The organism is Yoonia maritima, from assembly GCF_003003285.1.
Lineage (GTDB): Bacteria > Pseudomonadota > Alphaproteobacteria > Rhodobacterales > Rhodobacteraceae > Yoonia > Yoonia maritima.
In genome coordinates this window covers 1-15043 of sequence record NZ_PVTP01000002.1, presented here as the reverse complement: position 1 = coordinate 15043, position 15043 = coordinate 1, and the positions used below count along the sequence as shown (strand labels likewise).

The following is a 15043-nucleotide window of genomic DNA, read 5'->3' as shown; positions in this document are numbered from 1 at the left end:
GGGTGCCCATCGGGGCACCTTTTTTGTTTAATGCATCAAGTTTTTCCCGCACTGACGGTGGCCATCTTAACACCAGCGAACAACAGTGCGGCGCCAGCTACCTTGTTGACAGAGGCGACAACCCAACTTTTGATCCCGCCGCGCGTTAGTCGGTCTCCCATTAATGCATAACCACTGTAAATAGACACATCGATCACGACGGTCGTCATGCCCATTAACGCAATCTGCTGAATTACGGGTTTCGACAGATCCAGAAACTGAGGTAGAATAGCTGCAAAATACAGTAATGCTTTGGGATTGGCGAACTCGACGATAAATCCATGGGTGAACAATGCCCGTCGCGATTTTCGTTCCTCCCCTACGCGCACCTGAATTCCGCCAGATGACGAAAATAGCGCCATGCAGCCTAAATACATCAAATAAGCGACACCAATCCATTTAATGATTGCGAACATGACATGTGATGCGATCACAAGTGACGCGATACCTGTCGCTGACATAGCGAAATAGACAACGTTCGCAGATGCAACGCCAAGCACGCCATAAACTGCACGCTTTACGCCATTACCCGCGCCTTGTGACGCTACAGCGATCGCAGCCGCACCCGGCGACAGCACCACAACAATCGTTGTGACTAAAAATATTAAATACAGTTCAACTTCCAACACGTGTACTCCTTTTGAATAAATAGCCTTCAATTAATCGAACAAAATAAGAACATTCATCTATTAACGCGTCAACTACGAATACAATGTCGGATACCGACCGTAGCTGTGTACCACATGCCAAGATTACGAATCTTTTAGCGGCCTCGAATGTCCACGAACCGACCACCACCCGCTTTTGTGATCACACTCAAAAAAACTGTGATCACAAATGTTCGATTATCCGCCGATCTGACATTTTTCAGTTACAAAACCTTCATTCCTTGTGCTTTAGATAGGGTAACCGAAGCCAAATTGGACATGTCCCTATGAACATCCACGAATATCAGGCCAAAGCTCTGCTGCGCAGCTATGGCGCTCCTGTTTCCGACGGTCGCCCTGTGACGCGCGCCGAAGACGCAAAAACCGCCGCTGGCGAACTTGATGGCCCACTGTGGGTTGTTAAGGCGCAGATCCACGCTGGTGGACGCGGCAAAGGTAAATTCAAAGAAGCGGACGCTGGCGAAGCTGGCGGTGTACGTCTTGCTAAGTCAGTCGAAGAAGCTGCCGAAGAAGCAAAGAAGATGCTCGGCCGCACATTGGTCACGCACCAGACTGGCCCAGTCGGCAAAGTCGTAAACCGTATCTACATCGAAGACGGTTCTGGCATTGAAACCGAACTTTACCTTGCTCTACTGGTTGATCGTCAAACAAGCCGCATCGGCTTTGTTGTTTCCACCGAAGGCGGCATGGACATCGAAGAAGTAGCCGAGAACACTCCTGAGAAAATCCTGAACTTCACAGTTGATCCTGCAACAGGTTACCAGCCCTTCCACGGCCGCCGCGTTGCGTTCGCACTCGGCCTGAACGGTCCGCAAACAAAGCAGTGCGTCAAACTGATGGGCCAGCTTTATACAGCATTCGTCGAAAAAGACATGGAAATGCTGGAAATCAACCCGCTGATCGTCACTGACGGCGGCGACCTGAAAGTGCTGGACGCTAAGGTTTCATTCGACGGCAACGCGATCTACCGCCACGCTGATATCGCCGCCCTGCGCGACGAAACCGAAGAAGACCCAAAAGAACTGGCAGCGTCTAAGTTCGACCTGAACTACATCGCTCTCGAAGGCGAAATTGGCTGCATGGTGAACGGTGCGGGTCTGGCGATGGCCACAATGGACATCATCAAACTCTACGGTGCTGAACCTGCCAACTTCCTTGACGTAGGCGGCGGCGCGACCAAAGAAAAAGTAACCGAAGCGTTCAAGATCATCACATCTGATCCAAACGTCAAAGGCATCCTTGTGAACATCTTCGGCGGCATCATGCGCTGCGACGTCATCGCCGAAGGCGTGATCGCTGCAGTCAAAGAAGTCGGCCTGCAAGTTCCACTGGTTGTTCGCCTCGAGGGTACAAACGTCGAAAAAGGCAAAGAGATCATCAACAACTCCGGCCTCGCCGTGATCGCTGCTGACGACCTGAAAGACGGCGCCCAGAAAATCGTGAAAGCGGTTAAAGGGTGATGCGTAAGGCGATCAACAACCTGAGCGTAGCAATGACAGCGTCATTGCTTGTAGCTTGTTCCAATCCAACTGCATCTACCAGTGAGCAGGCTACAGGTGGAGCGGGCCCAATGCGATCTTCCTTGGTCAACGCGACTATTGAAAGCAGCTTTAGTCAGGCGATCGCCGCGTGCGCAAACTATGTTGTCTCTGGAACGTCACTGTCGTCACTTGGGAGCTACGGATTTCAGCCGTCGGGCTCAAAGTATATCATCGCTTTAGAAAACCCCGATGTGCTGGGTAACTCAAAAGTAGTTGCGGCACCACGTCGCGACGAATGTCGAGTTACCGCATCTCCCACGAACTTCCGAGACAACAATACGGTCGCGAGCTGGGTAGAACCTGCCCTCATTCGAGCAGACTTCGAAAAGCGACTTCGCCCACTAAACGAATACGTTGCAGAAACGTATTTTGTGAAAAACGGTGTTGCAGTTGATCTGCGTCGTTCTTCCGGCGGTGGAGGAACCAACGTGATCTTAAAGCGTCAATGATAACACTCAAAAGCTAATAACACTGTGGCGATGACCTCATTCGCCACAGCGCAAATAGGAAACTAGGAGCCACCATCATGGCCATTCTCGTAAACGAAAACACCAAAGTCATCTGTCAGGGTCTTACAGGCTCTCAGGGGACGTTCCACTCTGAACAAGCCATTGCTTATGGCACTAAAATGGTTGGCGGCGTGACACCCGGCAAGGGCGGCATGACGCACCTTGACCTGCCTGTGTTCAACTCTGTCCACGAAGCCAAGCACGTGACCGAAGCAAACGCATCGGTAATCTACGTGCCTCCGCCCTTCGCTGCGGATTCCATCCTCGAAGCGATCGACGCTGAAATGGAACTGATCATCTGTATCACCGAAGGCATCCCTGTGCTGGACATGATGAAGGTCAAGCGCGCGCTTGAAGGTTCTGCATCCCGTCTGATCGGGCCGAACTGCCCAGGCGTTATCACACCTGACGCATGCAAAATCGGCATCATGCCGGGCCACATTCACAAACGTGGTTCTGTTGGTGTTGTGTCCCGTTCCGGTACCCTGACATACGAAGCCGTAAAACAGACATCTGACTCTGGCCTTGGTCAGTCCACAGCTGTTGGTATCGGTGGCGACCCCATCAAAGGCACAGAGCACATCGACGTGCTGGACATGTTCCTTGACGATGACGAAACACATTCGATCATCATGATCGGTGAAATCGGTGGTTCTGCAGAAGAAGAAGCTGCCGAATTCCTTGCTGAGCAAAAGAAAAAAGGCCGCTGGAAGCCAGTCGCTGGTTTCATCGCAGGCCGCACAGCCCCTCCGGGCCGCCGCATGGGTCACGCTGGTGCGATTGTTGCCGGTGGTAAAGGCGACGCGGAAAGCAAGATCGAAGCAATGAAATCTGCCGGTATCGTCGTCGCAGACAGCCCCGCCACACTTGGCGAAGCTGTGCTGAAGGCAATCGGCTAATGTGATGTCTAGCGAAGAAGCCATTAGAGCCTGCTTTAGAAAGTTCTTTGTGTTTTGGCTAACTGCTAAACGCTCAGAGTTTTGGCAGTATTGGCTCTTCGCGACCGTCGTCTCTATGGTGTCCGTTAGCCTAAACGAAGCAATCTGGCGGTGGCCTGAGACATTACGTATAGTTATCGGTTATTGCATCATTGCCGCTAACATAATGGTCCAAATCCCTCTGCTGGCGGTAACCGCCCGCAGAATCAACGACGTAGGCATCTTTGCGTGGGGCCTCCTCCTCGCGGGCGGTGCCCTAACATTTTATCTTGTTCGGTTCGCCGAATACAACGACCCGCCAACACCTCTCTTCTTTTTTCTAGCTGGCCTTCTTGTCATACTTGCTTGGCCATCCCGTAACGCCCAAAAACTGCCGATCCCGCTCCATGAGGTTCAACAATGAACGATCAATCACCTAACGACATTCTTCACGCCTCATCGTTCCTGCAGGGGCATAATGCGGAATATGTAGAACAGCTTTATGCGCGCTATGCCGACAACCCCAATGCGGTTGATGAAAGCTGGCGCGACTTTTTCAAGGCGCTGGGTGATGCCCCGATGGACGCCAAGGCAGAGGCCGCTGGCCCGTCTTGGGGCCGTATGGATTGGCCTCCGGTACCGAATGACGATCTGACGTCTGCGCTTGACGGTCAGTGGCCCGCGGAACCAGCCGCCGCTGGTAAAAAGATCGAAGCGAAAGCCGCCGAAAAAGGCGTGAGCCTGTCTGAGGACCAAGTACGCGCAGCCGTCTTGGACTCTGTTCGCGCACTGATGATCATCCGCGCCTACCGCATTCGTGGCCACTTGGTTGCTGACCTTGACCCATTGGGCATGCATGCAAACGTTCCGCACCCGGAATTGGACCCAGCATCCTACGGCTTTACCGCCGCCGACATGGATCGCCCGATCTTTATTGATAACGTGCTTGGCCTCGAAGTTGCGACGATGAACGAGATCATTGCGATTGTTAAACGCACCTATTGCGGCACCTTCGCCTTGCAATACATGCATATTTCCAACCCCGAAGAAGCGGGTTGGCTGAAAGAACGCATCGAAGGCTACGGCAAAGAGATCGCCTTTACCAAAGAAGGCCGCAAAGCCATTTTGAACAGCCTTGTTCAGGCCGAAGGTTTCGAAAAATTCCTGCACGTCAAATATATGGGCACCAAACGTTTCGGCCTAGATGGCGGCGAAAGCCTGATCCCTGCGATGGAGCAAATCATCAAGCGCGGCGGTCAGCTGGGTCTTGAAGAAATCATCATCGGTATGCCGCACCGTGGCCGTTTGTCGGTCCTCGCGAACGTGATGGAAAAGCCCTACCGCGCGATCTTTAACGAATTCCAAGGCGGGTCGTTCAAACCCGAGGAGGTCGATGGTTCCGGCGATGTAAAATACCACCTTGGTGCGTCATCTGACCGTAGCTTTGACGACAACAATGTTCACCTATCACTTACCGCGAACCCATCCCACCTAGAGGCCGTGAACCCGGTTGTATTGGGCAAGGTCCGCGCGAAACAAGACCAGAAACATGATACTGACCGGACAAAGGTCATGGGTATTTTGCTGCACGGTGATGCTGCGTTCGCAGGCCAAGGCGTCGTTGCCGAAGGGTTCGGCCTGTCTGGTTTGCGCGGTCACCGCACCGGCGGCACGATGCATATTGTCGTGAACAACCAAATCGGCTTTACCACCGCACCCCACTTTAGCCGCTCTAGCCCGTACCCAACGGATATTGCGCTGATGGTCGAAGCACCAATCTTCCACGTGAACGGTGACGATCCAGAGGCTGTGGTACACGCCGCCCGCGTCGCAACGGAATTCCGTCAAAAGTTCCACAAAGACGTGGTTCTGGACATCATCTGCTACCGCCGCTTTGGTCACAACGAAGGCGACGAGCCGATGTTCACCAACCCGGTGATGTACAAAAAGATCAAAAAGCAGAAGACAACGCTGACGCTTTACACTGATCGCTTGGTCAAAGACGGCCTGATCCCTGAAGGCGAAATCGAAGACATGAAGGCGAGCTTCCAAGCGCACCTGAATGCTGAATTCGAAGCGGGTCGTACGTTTAAGCCTAACAAAGCTGACTGGTTGGACGGCAAGTGGTCACATTTGGATGCCCAGAAAGAAGATTACCAGCGCGGCGCGACAGCGATTAAGAAAAAGACGTTCCAAGAAATTGGTCGTGGCTTGACAACCGTGCCAGACGGTTTCCCACTGCACAAAACGGTTGGTCGTATCTTGGCTGCAAAATCCAAGATGTTCGAAACCGGCGAAGGCATTGACTGGGCAACTGGAGAGGCGCTCGCGTTTGGCTCACTGGTCACCGAAGGCTACCCCGTACGTCTGTCCGGTCAGGACAGTACACGTGGTACATTCAGCCAACGTCACTCTGGCCTGATTAACCAAAACAACGAAGATCGCTATTATCCGCTGAACCACATCCGCGAAGGTCAGGCGAACTACGAAGTAATCGACAGCATGCTGTCCGAATACGCGGTGCTTGGGTTTGAATATGGCTACTCATTGGCTGAACCAAACGCGCTGACGCTATGGGAAGCCCAGTTCGGCGATTTCGCCAACGGTGCGCAGATCATGTTCGATCAGTTCATCTCATCCGGCGAAAGCAAATGGCTCCGGATGTCCGGCCTCGTTTGTCTGTTGCCGCACGGGTATGAAGGCCAAGGGCCGGAGCACTCCAGCGCACGTCTGGAACGTTTCCTGACCATGTGTGGTGGTGACAACTGGATCGTTGCGAACTGTACAACGCCCGCGAACTACTTCCACATTCTGCGTCGTCAGCTGCACCGCAGCTACCGTAAGCCGTTGATCATGATGACACCAAAGTCACTGCTACGTCACAAGCTGGCGGTGTCTAAGGCCGAAGAATTCACCACTGGCTCAAGCTTCCACCGCGTATTGTGGGATGACGCCCAGCACGGCAATTCAGACACCACATTGGTCGCCGACGATAAGATCAAGCGCGTCGTGATGTGTTCTGGTAAGGTCTACTATGACCTGCTGGAAGAACGCGATGCACGCGGGATCAACGACGTCTACATCATGCGTTTCGAACAATTCTACCCGTTCCCGGCCCAATCCGCTGTGAACGAACTTGAGCGGTTTAAGAACGCTGAAATGGTCTGGTGTCAGGAAGAACCTAAGAACCAAGGTGCTTGGTCCTTTATGGAACCAAACATTGAATGGGTCCTCACCCGGATCAAAGCAAAACACACACGGCCTGTATACGCTGGGCGTGCGGCTTCGGCCTCTCCGGCGACGGGTCTTGCCAGTAAACACAAAGCAGAACAAACAGCGCTCGTGAACGATGCGCTGACTATCGAAGGAACAAAGTAATGAGCACCGAAGTCCGCGTACCAACACTTGGCGAATCCGTCACCGAAGCCACGGTTGCCACATGGTTCAAACAACCCGGCGATGCCGTCGCAGTTGATGAAATGCTTTGCGAGCTGGAAACAGACAAAGTGACCGTCGAAGTACCTTCGCCCGTCGCTGGCACCCTGTCAGAAATCGTTGCCGCCGAAGGCGACACGGTTGGCGTTGACGCGCTGCTGGCACAAATCAGCGAAGGCGGTGCAGCCGCAGCGCCCGCCGCGCCTAAGGCAGAAGCACCTGCCGCAGCCCCAGCACCCGCTGCTGCCGCACCAGCAGCCAAAGACGTCGAAGACGCGCCATCTGCGAAAAAACTGATGGCAGAAAACAACCTTTCAAACGTCGCAGGCACAGGCAAAGACGGCCGCGTCATGAAAGAGGACGTGTTGAACGCACTGTCCGGCGCATCCGCCGCCCCTGCCCCAGCAGCCGCGCCACGCGCACCTGTTGCTGCGTCTCAGGCTGACCGCGAAGAGCGCGTGAAAATGACACGCCTGCGTCAGACAATCGCCAAGCGCCTCAAAGACAGCCAAAACACCGCTGCCATGCTGACCACCTATAACGAGGTCGACATGACCGAGGTGATGGCCCTACGCAACGAATACAAAGACCTGTTCTTGAAAAAGCACGGCGTTAAACTGGGCTTCATGTCCTTCTTCACCAAGGCATGTATCCACGCGCTGAACGAAGTCCCAGAAGTGAACGCGGAAATCGACGGCACTGACATCGTTTACAAAAACTACGTGAACATGGGTATCGCTGCGGGTACGCCAACCGGTCTGGTTGTTCCTGTGATCAACGACGCCGACCAGCTGTCATTCGCTGGGATCGAAAAAGCCATCGCTGAAAAAGGCGCAAAGGCACGTGACGGCAAACTGTCTATGGCAGAAATGCAGGGCGGCACATTCACAATCTCTAACGGTGGTGTCTACGGGTCACTGATGTCCTCGCCCATCCTGAACCCCCCGCAGTCCGGCATCCTCGGCATGCACAAAATTCAGGACCGCCCAATGGCGATCAACGGCCAAGTCGTCATCCGTCCGATGATGTATCTCGCGCTGTCCTACGACCACCGGATCGTAGACGGCAAAGGCGCCGTGACATTCCTCGTGCGCGTCAAAGAAGCATTGGAAGACCCACGTCGCCTGTTGATGGATCTGTAACAAAACATAGGGCAACGCCCGGACCTCGGGGTGGGTGCAAAGCGCCCTCCCCATGGGGGAGGTCCGGGCGCTGCCCGGCAATGCCGGGCAAGACCACCCCACAAACGCAGGGCTTTATTGAAACCGTAGAATGATATGCCACGCTTTCTGAAACCACTCGCCCTATTGGCTTTGATTGCGCTCGGCCATTTCGCCTATCCCCCGGCGACAGCATCATGATCCACGGAATCCTCAACGGTTGGGGCTGGCTTGGCCCGCTGCAAACCTACTTGAATTGGACAAACGGCTGCATCGCCGTCAATAATGAGCAAATGCGCGAAATCTGGTCGCTGGTCCCGAACGGCACCCCGATCACAATTCAGGAATGACGCCATGACACCCGAGCTTACTGTTCTTGCCCTTGCTGGAGTGCTCCAAGGAATCCAGTTTTGTCTGATGAGCATTCCGGCCAACATCGAACTCGGCACCGGCAAAACATCATCGCCCCGTGATCCTCAGCGTCTTAGTAAACCGTTAATGGACCAAGCCAGCGTCGGAACAGGCCGTCTGTTCCGTGCGATGAACAACCATTTCGAAGCACTGATCATGTTCACGATCGCGGTCGTCGTGATCACGCTAGGTGATAAGGGAACTGGGTTCAGCGCGGCCTGCGCGTGGGCCTATCTTGGTGCCCGCGTTCTTTACATCCCCGCCTACTACTTTGGCTGGGCGCCTTGGCGTTCGCTGATCTGGTTTGTGGGGTTTCTCTCGACCATGCTCATGATAATCTCGACGTTGTTCTAGACGCCGACTAATAACCGACCTGAGTCCGACGCAAGTCCGACACTTAAAAACTCTGAAGGAGACCCCATGTCCAGCTATGATGTCATCGTGATCGGTGCAGGCCCCGGCGGCTATGTTAGCGCCATTCGTTGCGCCCAACTTGGGATGAAAGTTGCCGTCGTTGAAGGCCGTGAAACGCTTGGCGGTACGTGCCTGAACGTTGGCTGTATCCCGTCCAAGGCATTGCTGCACGCCACACATATGCTGCACGAAGCAGAACATAACTTTGCGGAAATGGGCCTCAAGGGCAAAGCCCCATCTGTTGATTGGAAACAGATGATTTCCTACAAAGAAAAGACCGTTGGCCAGAACACGGGCGGCATCGAATTCTTGTTTAAAAAGAACAAGATCGACTGGCTCAAAGGTTGGGGATCTATCCCTGAAGCCGGCAAAGTCAAAGTCGGCGACGATGTCTATGACGCCAAGAACATCATCATCGCATCTGGTTCCGAGGCATCTGTATTGCCCGGCATCGAAGTCGACGAAAAGACCGTCGTGACATCGACCGGTGCGCTGACCTTGCCAAAGGTTCCAAAGTCACTGGTTGTTATCGGTGCTGGTGTTATCGGGCTAGAGCTGGGTTCCGTTTACGCCCGCCTTGGCGCCGAAGTCACTGTGATCGAATACCTCGACGCCATCACCCCCGGCATGGACGCTGAAATAGCACGCCAATTCCAAAAAATGCTGACCAAACAGGGCCTTAAGTTCACCCTTGGTGCCGCAGTTCAGGGCGTTGAAGTCAAGAACAACAAAGCCACCGTCAGCTATGTTGTCCGCAAAGACGAAAGCGAACATACAATCACAGCTGACACCGTGCTGGTTGCGACAGGCCGCAAGCCTTACACCACAGGCCTTGGCCTTGATGCATTGGGTGTTGCCCTAACTGAGCGTGGACAGATCAAGACCGACGCAAGCTACGCGACGAACGTGCCGGGTATCTATGCTATCGGTGACACCATCGAAGGCCCAATGCTTGCCCACAAAGCCGAAGACGAAGGCATGGCCGTCGCAGAAGTCATCGCCGGTCAAAAGCCGCACGTGAACTACGGCGTCATCCCCGGCGTGATCTACACGCACCCCGAGGTCAGCAATGTTGGCGAAACCGAAGAAACCCTAAAGGCCGCTGGTCGCGCCTATAAGGTCGGCAAATTCCCGTTCTTGGGCAACGCGCGCGCTAAGGCAAACTTTGCCGGTGATGGTTTCGTTAAGCTGCTGGTTGACGCGCAAACGGACCGTATTTTGGGTGCACATATCATCGGCCCAATGGCTGGTGATCTGATCCACGAAATCTGTGTCGCAATGGAATTTGGTGCCGCTGCCGAAGACATCGCACGCACTTGCCACGCGCACCCAACCTACTCCGAAGCTGTCCGCGAGGCTGCTTTGGCATGTGGTGACGGTGCAATCCACGTCTAATAATTTGCCGCGCTAACCTGAGTTGGCGCGGCATACCTACACCGGCTTTCGCCTATTTACGTGAATAATTCGCGCAAATAGGGTCGACTTTCCCACGTATCAGCGACTAATCAACCACATAGCTGCCATATTTTGGCACATAATTAGTGTTTTAACACGTGAGTGTTGTTGAGAGTTCGTATGAAAAACCTCGTTTTTATATTGTTATCGTTTATTTCCTTCGGCGCTCCGGTGCAGGCGGCAACATTCGATATAGCCCGTGAAACGGGGTTAGAGTTTGTAGCCCAAACGCGCATCCCCGGTCCGACAGACAAAATGATGTCACTTTGCTATCTGACCGACGATCTGACGGTGTTCGGGCTGCGGATTACCAGTGATATCCAAAGCTATGCACTAGCGAGCGACGGATGTGTGGCTGAGTATGAACAGCTTTATACAGAGGACAAGATAATCGCAGCGCAGGCTCTCAATCTTATCCCCGAAAATGTTGATCCAATCGCACGGAACGATTTGCAACGGAATTTATCCGTGTACGGACTTTTGATCGCGGGCTTCTTGGGACTATTCGCAGTCATTATTCGTCGTGTTAAATCGCTGATGGGCTACGATCTGCGCGGGCCAATGCGCAAAAAAGCAGCTCATCGTATCCTGTCGGCAATGTGTCATATGGCCAAGTGCGACAGTATTGTCGACGCAACAGAACTCGCACATATTCGCAAAATGGCGCGCCACCTAACGGGGCGCAGCTACCCGAACTCAGACATTATTCACATGGTGGACGCGATTGATATGTCTGCGGGACTGGCGGAACATGACTTTATTGCGTTTGGTAAAGGCCTGCGAGACCGCGAAAAAGATTTAATGATGCAAGGCATTCTATCTGTCGCAATCGCTAGCGGGCGCATGCAACCAAACGAGCATGAATTTGCAACAGCGCTGGCCTATGGGCTTGGTATGCCCGGCGAAGACTTTCGGCGGGTTCTTGATAACGCCCTAGCAGCGCCCACATCTTAGGCCTTTAGCATCCGCAACCCTTGCGTCGCGTCCGTGCGCACGGCTAAACGCAAGCCCGGCTCATCGCCGGCCTTCAGAGCGCTTAAGATAAGCTTGTGATGATAAGGCGGCTCTGTGCGGTTCAAACGACCGTATAGGGCCCGCATCGTTGGTCCCAACTGCAACCATACAGTTTCCGTCATCGCGAGCATCGCAGGCGCCTGTGCACGTAAATACAACGTCCTGTGAAATTCCAAATTCATGCGGATATATCCGGCAGCATCATGGCGTGAAATCATCTGACTTACACCGTGGTTTATGGCTTCCAACCGGTCAATCAACGCAAAATGGGCACGTGGGAGCGCACGAGACGCAAGTTCCGGTTCGAGCATCGCACGCAATGTTGCTAGCTCTTCGATACGATCATTCGACAATGCCGGCGTAGAAACACGGCCCGATGTCGACAACGATAGCGCACCTTCGGCAACCAAGCGACGTATCGCTTCACGTGCGGGCGTCATCGATACCTGATAGTCGTTGCCAATCCCGCGCAATGTTAATGATGCACCGGGATCAATCTCTCCATGCATTATACGGGTGCGCAAGGCACGATAAACGCGTTCATGGGCCGCAGTAGAGGGGTCGACAGGACGAGGTTGAATCATGTGTCTCTATGTGATCACAAAAAGCCGAGCGGTCAATCGTCGAAAGACACACGATGCAATTGATCCCCGTTTTTGCGTAACCAATCCCGATGCGTTTTATAGTCAGGACACAAATGCGAAACCACGGCCCAGAATTCGGGCGCATGGTTCATTTCTTGCAGATGGGCGACTTCGTGCGCGGCAACATAATCAAGCACCTCTGGCGGGGCCATAATCAGCCGCCACGAATACATCAAAGCCCCTGCACTACTGCATGACCCCCAGCGCGATCGCGTATCGCGAATCGTCAGCTTGCTATAGGCGCGCCCCAATTCAGTAGAATAGCGATCTGACGCCTCGACCAAAGCATCGCGCGCCATGTTTTTTAACCGCTTAGGGATCACCATCCCAATCGATTTCGCGCCAACGGGAACCTCTACAGCGGTCTCTGTAATGCGCAAACGCCGGACGTCGGCATGCAAAATAGGCAACTGCTGCCCACGAACCATCAGCGTCCCGCCCAAAGTCACCTTTGAAACAGGGCTAAGTTCTGCCAAATGCCCCCGCAACCATGGCTCTTGCACGCGTAAAAACGCGATTCCCTCGCGATCAGGGGTGCGATGCGGCATAGTTAGCGTCACACGGCCGTCCAAACGGGACACCCGTAGTGATAATCGCTTTGCCCGTGCAGAACGGCGTAAACTCACCGCAATCGGGGGGTTGCCTTCAAGCGTATGACGGCCCATATCCAACTACTCATATTTTTCATGTGTCAAAGGCTTTGACACGCCTGCCTGCTTATGGCAGTTGGCACCGATCACCCGCAAGGGTACGACAAGAATTTGAAGGGATAGCCTATGCCTAAGGAAGAATGGGGCACAAAGCGTGTTTGCCCTGAAACCGGCAAACGCTTTTACGACCTGAACGCGACACCAATCATTAGCCCGTATACTGGCAATGAAGTGACTGTCGACACGTCCAAGACCCGGACCATGGTCGCAGACGCAGAAGACGCGCAATCTAAAAAGGCTGCAGATACGTCAGATGACGATGATCTGGTGCTTGACGATGACTCAGATGACGTTGATCTGGGTGATGACGTGCTGGAAGACGACGATGACGACGATACTGTCTCGCTCGACGAACTAGCGGACGTTGCCACAAACGACGACGACTAAATTTACGATCCCGGGCGCGATTTACTCTTGATCTCGCCCGGATCGCTGCATAGACAGCACCTCGCAACGCAAGTTGTACCCGATGACACTATCATCATGATGGGGCCTTAGCTCAGCTGGGAGAGCGCCTGCATGGCATGCAGGAGGTCAGCGGTTCGATCCCGCTAGGCTCCACCAAATACCCTTTGTTAAGCACCCCATAATAGTTCCTCTACGGCAGCGTAGTTTTTCCTTTTTACAAAGAAATTGGCGATATAACCGAATTTAGTTAGTTGAGCGGATTGAGTTAGCAACTTGCATGCTGTCGCTGGCGCGGGCACCTTCCGCACTATCTTCAGCCAAGCGAGGTTGTAGAAAGGATGTGATGTGAAACAGCCCAAAGACACTCCTGATGAGCAGCAGATAGCAAATGATATAAGTGCAAGGTTGCCCGCTGCTGGGTCTCTCGCGGACCGTATGATGGCCTTGCAAGAGGCTGCGGACAAAATCGGCCTTGTGGACCCCAGCTTTAACCAGAAGTCATTCTTTGACGTGCTGTGAAGATCAAAACAGTTACATGGTCACCATCGATCACATTGTTAAAAATAGAGAGGTTGGGGCTGGCGATTAAGCTATGCGTGTAGTGATGTGGCCGCTCTTGCGGTCTAAAGATCGGCAATGTGGACAAAACTAATTGCTAGTTCAGGTGCGCCGATGTCCGCTTTCGCATGCAGGCGATATGATTAACATATTGAACCTTATGCGAATTTGACCAGAAGATAAAAAACTCACCTGTCGACACATGCAGATCGGCCTTTCATGGAAAAGCTTACATTCCGTAGGGAAAATCAACTTTCTCAATAGCACTCATGATTTCGGCAATGAGAGATGGGTTGCCTTTTTCTATAACCGCCGCAATTCTTGCGTCGAAGGCTACTCTCGGATGATTTAAGCTCGAAGTCCCGGTAACGACGATCGTTCTTTCGAGAAGACGGCGATCGATGTGATTGATACTATCAAACAGCTGTTCAAGTGCCGACATGCTCGACGCATCATCATTTGATCCTGCTGGCGATGCAGCTAAATTAGGAAACTCTAGTATGATGGCATGAGTGGTATCGTGATTTGTCGAAAGATATTCTATCGCGCGATCTGTTCTGTTGCTTGAACTAGCCGCGATGCCTTGCCTAGATAGCTCTTTTGATAAGTATTCTGTGAACTCTAAGCTGTCGTCAATGATATGAACCCTTTTGAACTTAGGTTCTGTCGTCAGGTACTTCTTGGCCCATCCGAATTCGGGACGAAGATTCGACACCTTCTCGAAGAGTGGCCGGTTGCGATCTACGAGATCGGACATGCGCTTCAGCAACGCACGTTCTTTGTCATCGGCGTGTTTCTCTGCCTTGTCGATCGCATTCTCAAAATGATCGCCGACCGCACCTGTAGCTTTCTTGAAGCGTGGCATCGTCTTGACGGCTTCCCAGAAAAAGCCACCAACTAAGCCCGTCGCGCCAATTGCCACGGCTGGTACGATGAGCGTTGCCACCGTTCCTCCCGCACTAAACCAGGCGGCACCACCGACGATCACTGTTAGGGCGGATCCCGTCGCTGCTATGCCCAACCCCCTGCTTCGTGTGAGTTGAGGATCCCCCTCTATTTTCGCGGTGAATAGCCCCTAGTATTGTAGACGCTTTCTTCCCTAATTTTGAGGCAAGGAGGCTGTTATGAGGAAGCCAAATTTCAGTGAAGATTTCAAGCGT

16 protein-coding genes and 1 tRNA gene are annotated in these 15043 nt (G+C 53.2%); 13 read left to right on the top strand and 4 right to left on the bottom strand.

The window, feature by feature from the left end:
* Window positions 1–35 precede the first annotated feature (35 nt).
* Window positions 36–668, bottom strand: coding sequence for a LysE family translocator (locus tag CLV80_RS02520; protein WP_243394374.1), 633 nt, complete (start codon window positions 666–668; stop codon window positions 36–38).
* 305 nt (window positions 669–973) lie between these two features.
* On the opposite strand from CLV80_RS02520, the gene sucC reads away from it, so the two are divergent.
* The 10 genes from sucC to CLV80_RS02470 all read left to right on the top strand — a co-directional run bounded on the left by sucC (window position 974) and on the right by CLV80_RS02470 (window position 11503).
* Window positions 974–2167 carry an ADP-forming succinate--CoA ligase subunit beta gene (sucC, locus tag CLV80_RS02515; protein WP_106354494.1) on the top strand — a complete coding sequence of 398 codons (1194 nt, stop codon included), beginning with the start codon at window positions 974–976 and terminating at the stop codon, window positions 2165–2167.
* Window positions 2167–2697, top strand: coding sequence for a hypothetical protein (locus tag CLV80_RS02510; protein WP_106354492.1), 531 nt, complete (start codon window positions 2167–2169; stop codon window positions 2695–2697). The genes sucC and CLV80_RS02510 overlap by 1 nt, the downstream gene beginning before the upstream one ends.
* Window positions 2698–2774: 77 nt before the next feature.
* Entirely contained in the window at window positions 2775–3656 is an 882-nt protein-coding gene (gene sucD / locus CLV80_RS02505; RefSeq protein WP_106354490.1) for a succinate--CoA ligase subunit alpha, read from the top strand.
* Window positions 3657–3660: 4 nt separating this feature from the next.
* Entirely contained in the window at window positions 3661–4098 is a 438-nt protein-coding gene (locus CLV80_RS18785) for a DUF805 domain-containing protein (protein WP_106354488.1), read from the top strand.
* A complete protein-coding gene (locus CLV80_RS02495; RefSeq protein ID WP_106354486.1) occupies window positions 4095–7052 on the top strand; it encodes a 2-oxoglutarate dehydrogenase E1 component in 2958 nt (985 codons plus the stop codon). Before CLV80_RS18785 ends, CLV80_RS02495 begins: the two co-directional genes overlap by 4 nt.
* Window positions 7052–8251 (top strand): 2-oxoglutarate dehydrogenase complex dihydrolipoyllysine-residue succinyltransferase, encoded by a 1200-nt coding sequence (gene odhB, locus CLV80_RS02490; protein WP_106354484.1) that lies wholly within the window; start codon window positions 7052–7054, stop codon window positions 8249–8251. The genes CLV80_RS02495 and odhB overlap by 1 nt, the downstream gene beginning before the upstream one ends.
* Before the next feature lie 164 nt (window positions 8252–8415).
* On the top strand, window positions 8416–8619 hold the full coding sequence (locus CLV80_RS02485) for a L,D-transpeptidase family protein (RefSeq protein WP_279338292.1): 204 nt from the start codon (window positions 8416–8418) through the stop codon (window positions 8617–8619).
* Between the two features lie 4 nt (window positions 8620–8623).
* Window positions 8624–9034 carry an MAPEG family protein gene (locus CLV80_RS02480; RefSeq protein WP_106354480.1) on the top strand — a complete coding sequence of 137 codons (411 nt, stop codon included), beginning with the start codon at window positions 8624–8626 and terminating at the stop codon, window positions 9032–9034.
* Between the two features lie 66 nt (window positions 9035–9100).
* Entirely contained in the window at window positions 9101–10489 is a 1389-nt protein-coding gene (lpdA, locus tag CLV80_RS02475) for a dihydrolipoyl dehydrogenase (RefSeq protein WP_106354478.1), read from the top strand.
* 180 nt (window positions 10490–10669) lie between these two features.
* A complete protein-coding gene (locus tag CLV80_RS02470) occupies window positions 10670–11503 on the top strand; it encodes a tellurite resistance TerB family protein (RefSeq protein ID WP_106354476.1) in 834 nt (277 codons plus the stop codon).
* On the opposite strand, the gene CLV80_RS02465 is transcribed toward CLV80_RS02470, so the two are convergent.
* Together CLV80_RS02465 and CLV80_RS02460 are read right to left on the bottom strand one after the other, a co-directional pair.
* Window positions 11500–12147: a GntR family transcriptional regulator gene (locus CLV80_RS02465; RefSeq protein WP_106354474.1), complete on the bottom strand. Its 648-nt coding sequence runs from the start codon at window positions 12145–12147 to the stop codon at window positions 11500–11502. The genes CLV80_RS02470 and CLV80_RS02465 overlap by 4 nt on opposite strands.
* Before the next feature lie 32 nt (window positions 12148–12179).
* Window positions 12180–12872 (bottom strand): M48 family metallopeptidase, encoded by a 693-nt coding sequence (locus CLV80_RS02460; RefSeq protein ID WP_106354472.1) that lies wholly within the window; start codon window positions 12870–12872, stop codon window positions 12180–12182.
* A 111-nt stretch (window positions 12873–12983) separates the two neighbouring features.
* Here CLV80_RS02460 and CLV80_RS02455 point away from each other — a divergent pair, with 111 nt between their 5' ends.
* The 3 genes from CLV80_RS02455 (at window position 12984) to CLV80_RS18370 (ending at window position 13844) form a co-directional block, all read left to right on the top strand.
* A complete protein-coding gene (locus CLV80_RS02455) occupies window positions 12984–13304 on the top strand; it encodes a TIGR02300 family protein (RefSeq protein ID WP_106354469.1) in 321 nt (106 codons plus the stop codon).
* 101 nt (window positions 13305–13405) lie between these two features.
* Window positions 13406–13481 (top strand) — tRNA-Ala (locus CLV80_RS02450).
* A 189-nt stretch (window positions 13482–13670) separates the two neighbouring features.
* The gene (locus CLV80_RS18370) at window positions 13671–13844 is read left to right on the top strand and encodes a hypothetical protein (RefSeq protein ID WP_165793305.1); all 174 of its coding nucleotides are present in this window, start codon (window positions 13671–13673) and stop codon (window positions 13842–13844) included.
* 268 nt (window positions 13845–14112) lie between these two features.
* Here the strand turns inward: CLV80_RS18370 and CLV80_RS02445 are convergent, their stop codons facing one another.
* On the bottom strand, window positions 14113–14871 hold the full coding sequence (locus tag CLV80_RS02445) for a hypothetical protein (RefSeq protein WP_165793304.1): 759 nt from the start codon (window positions 14869–14871) through the stop codon (window positions 14113–14115).
* Window positions 14872–15043: the final 172 nt, after the last annotated feature.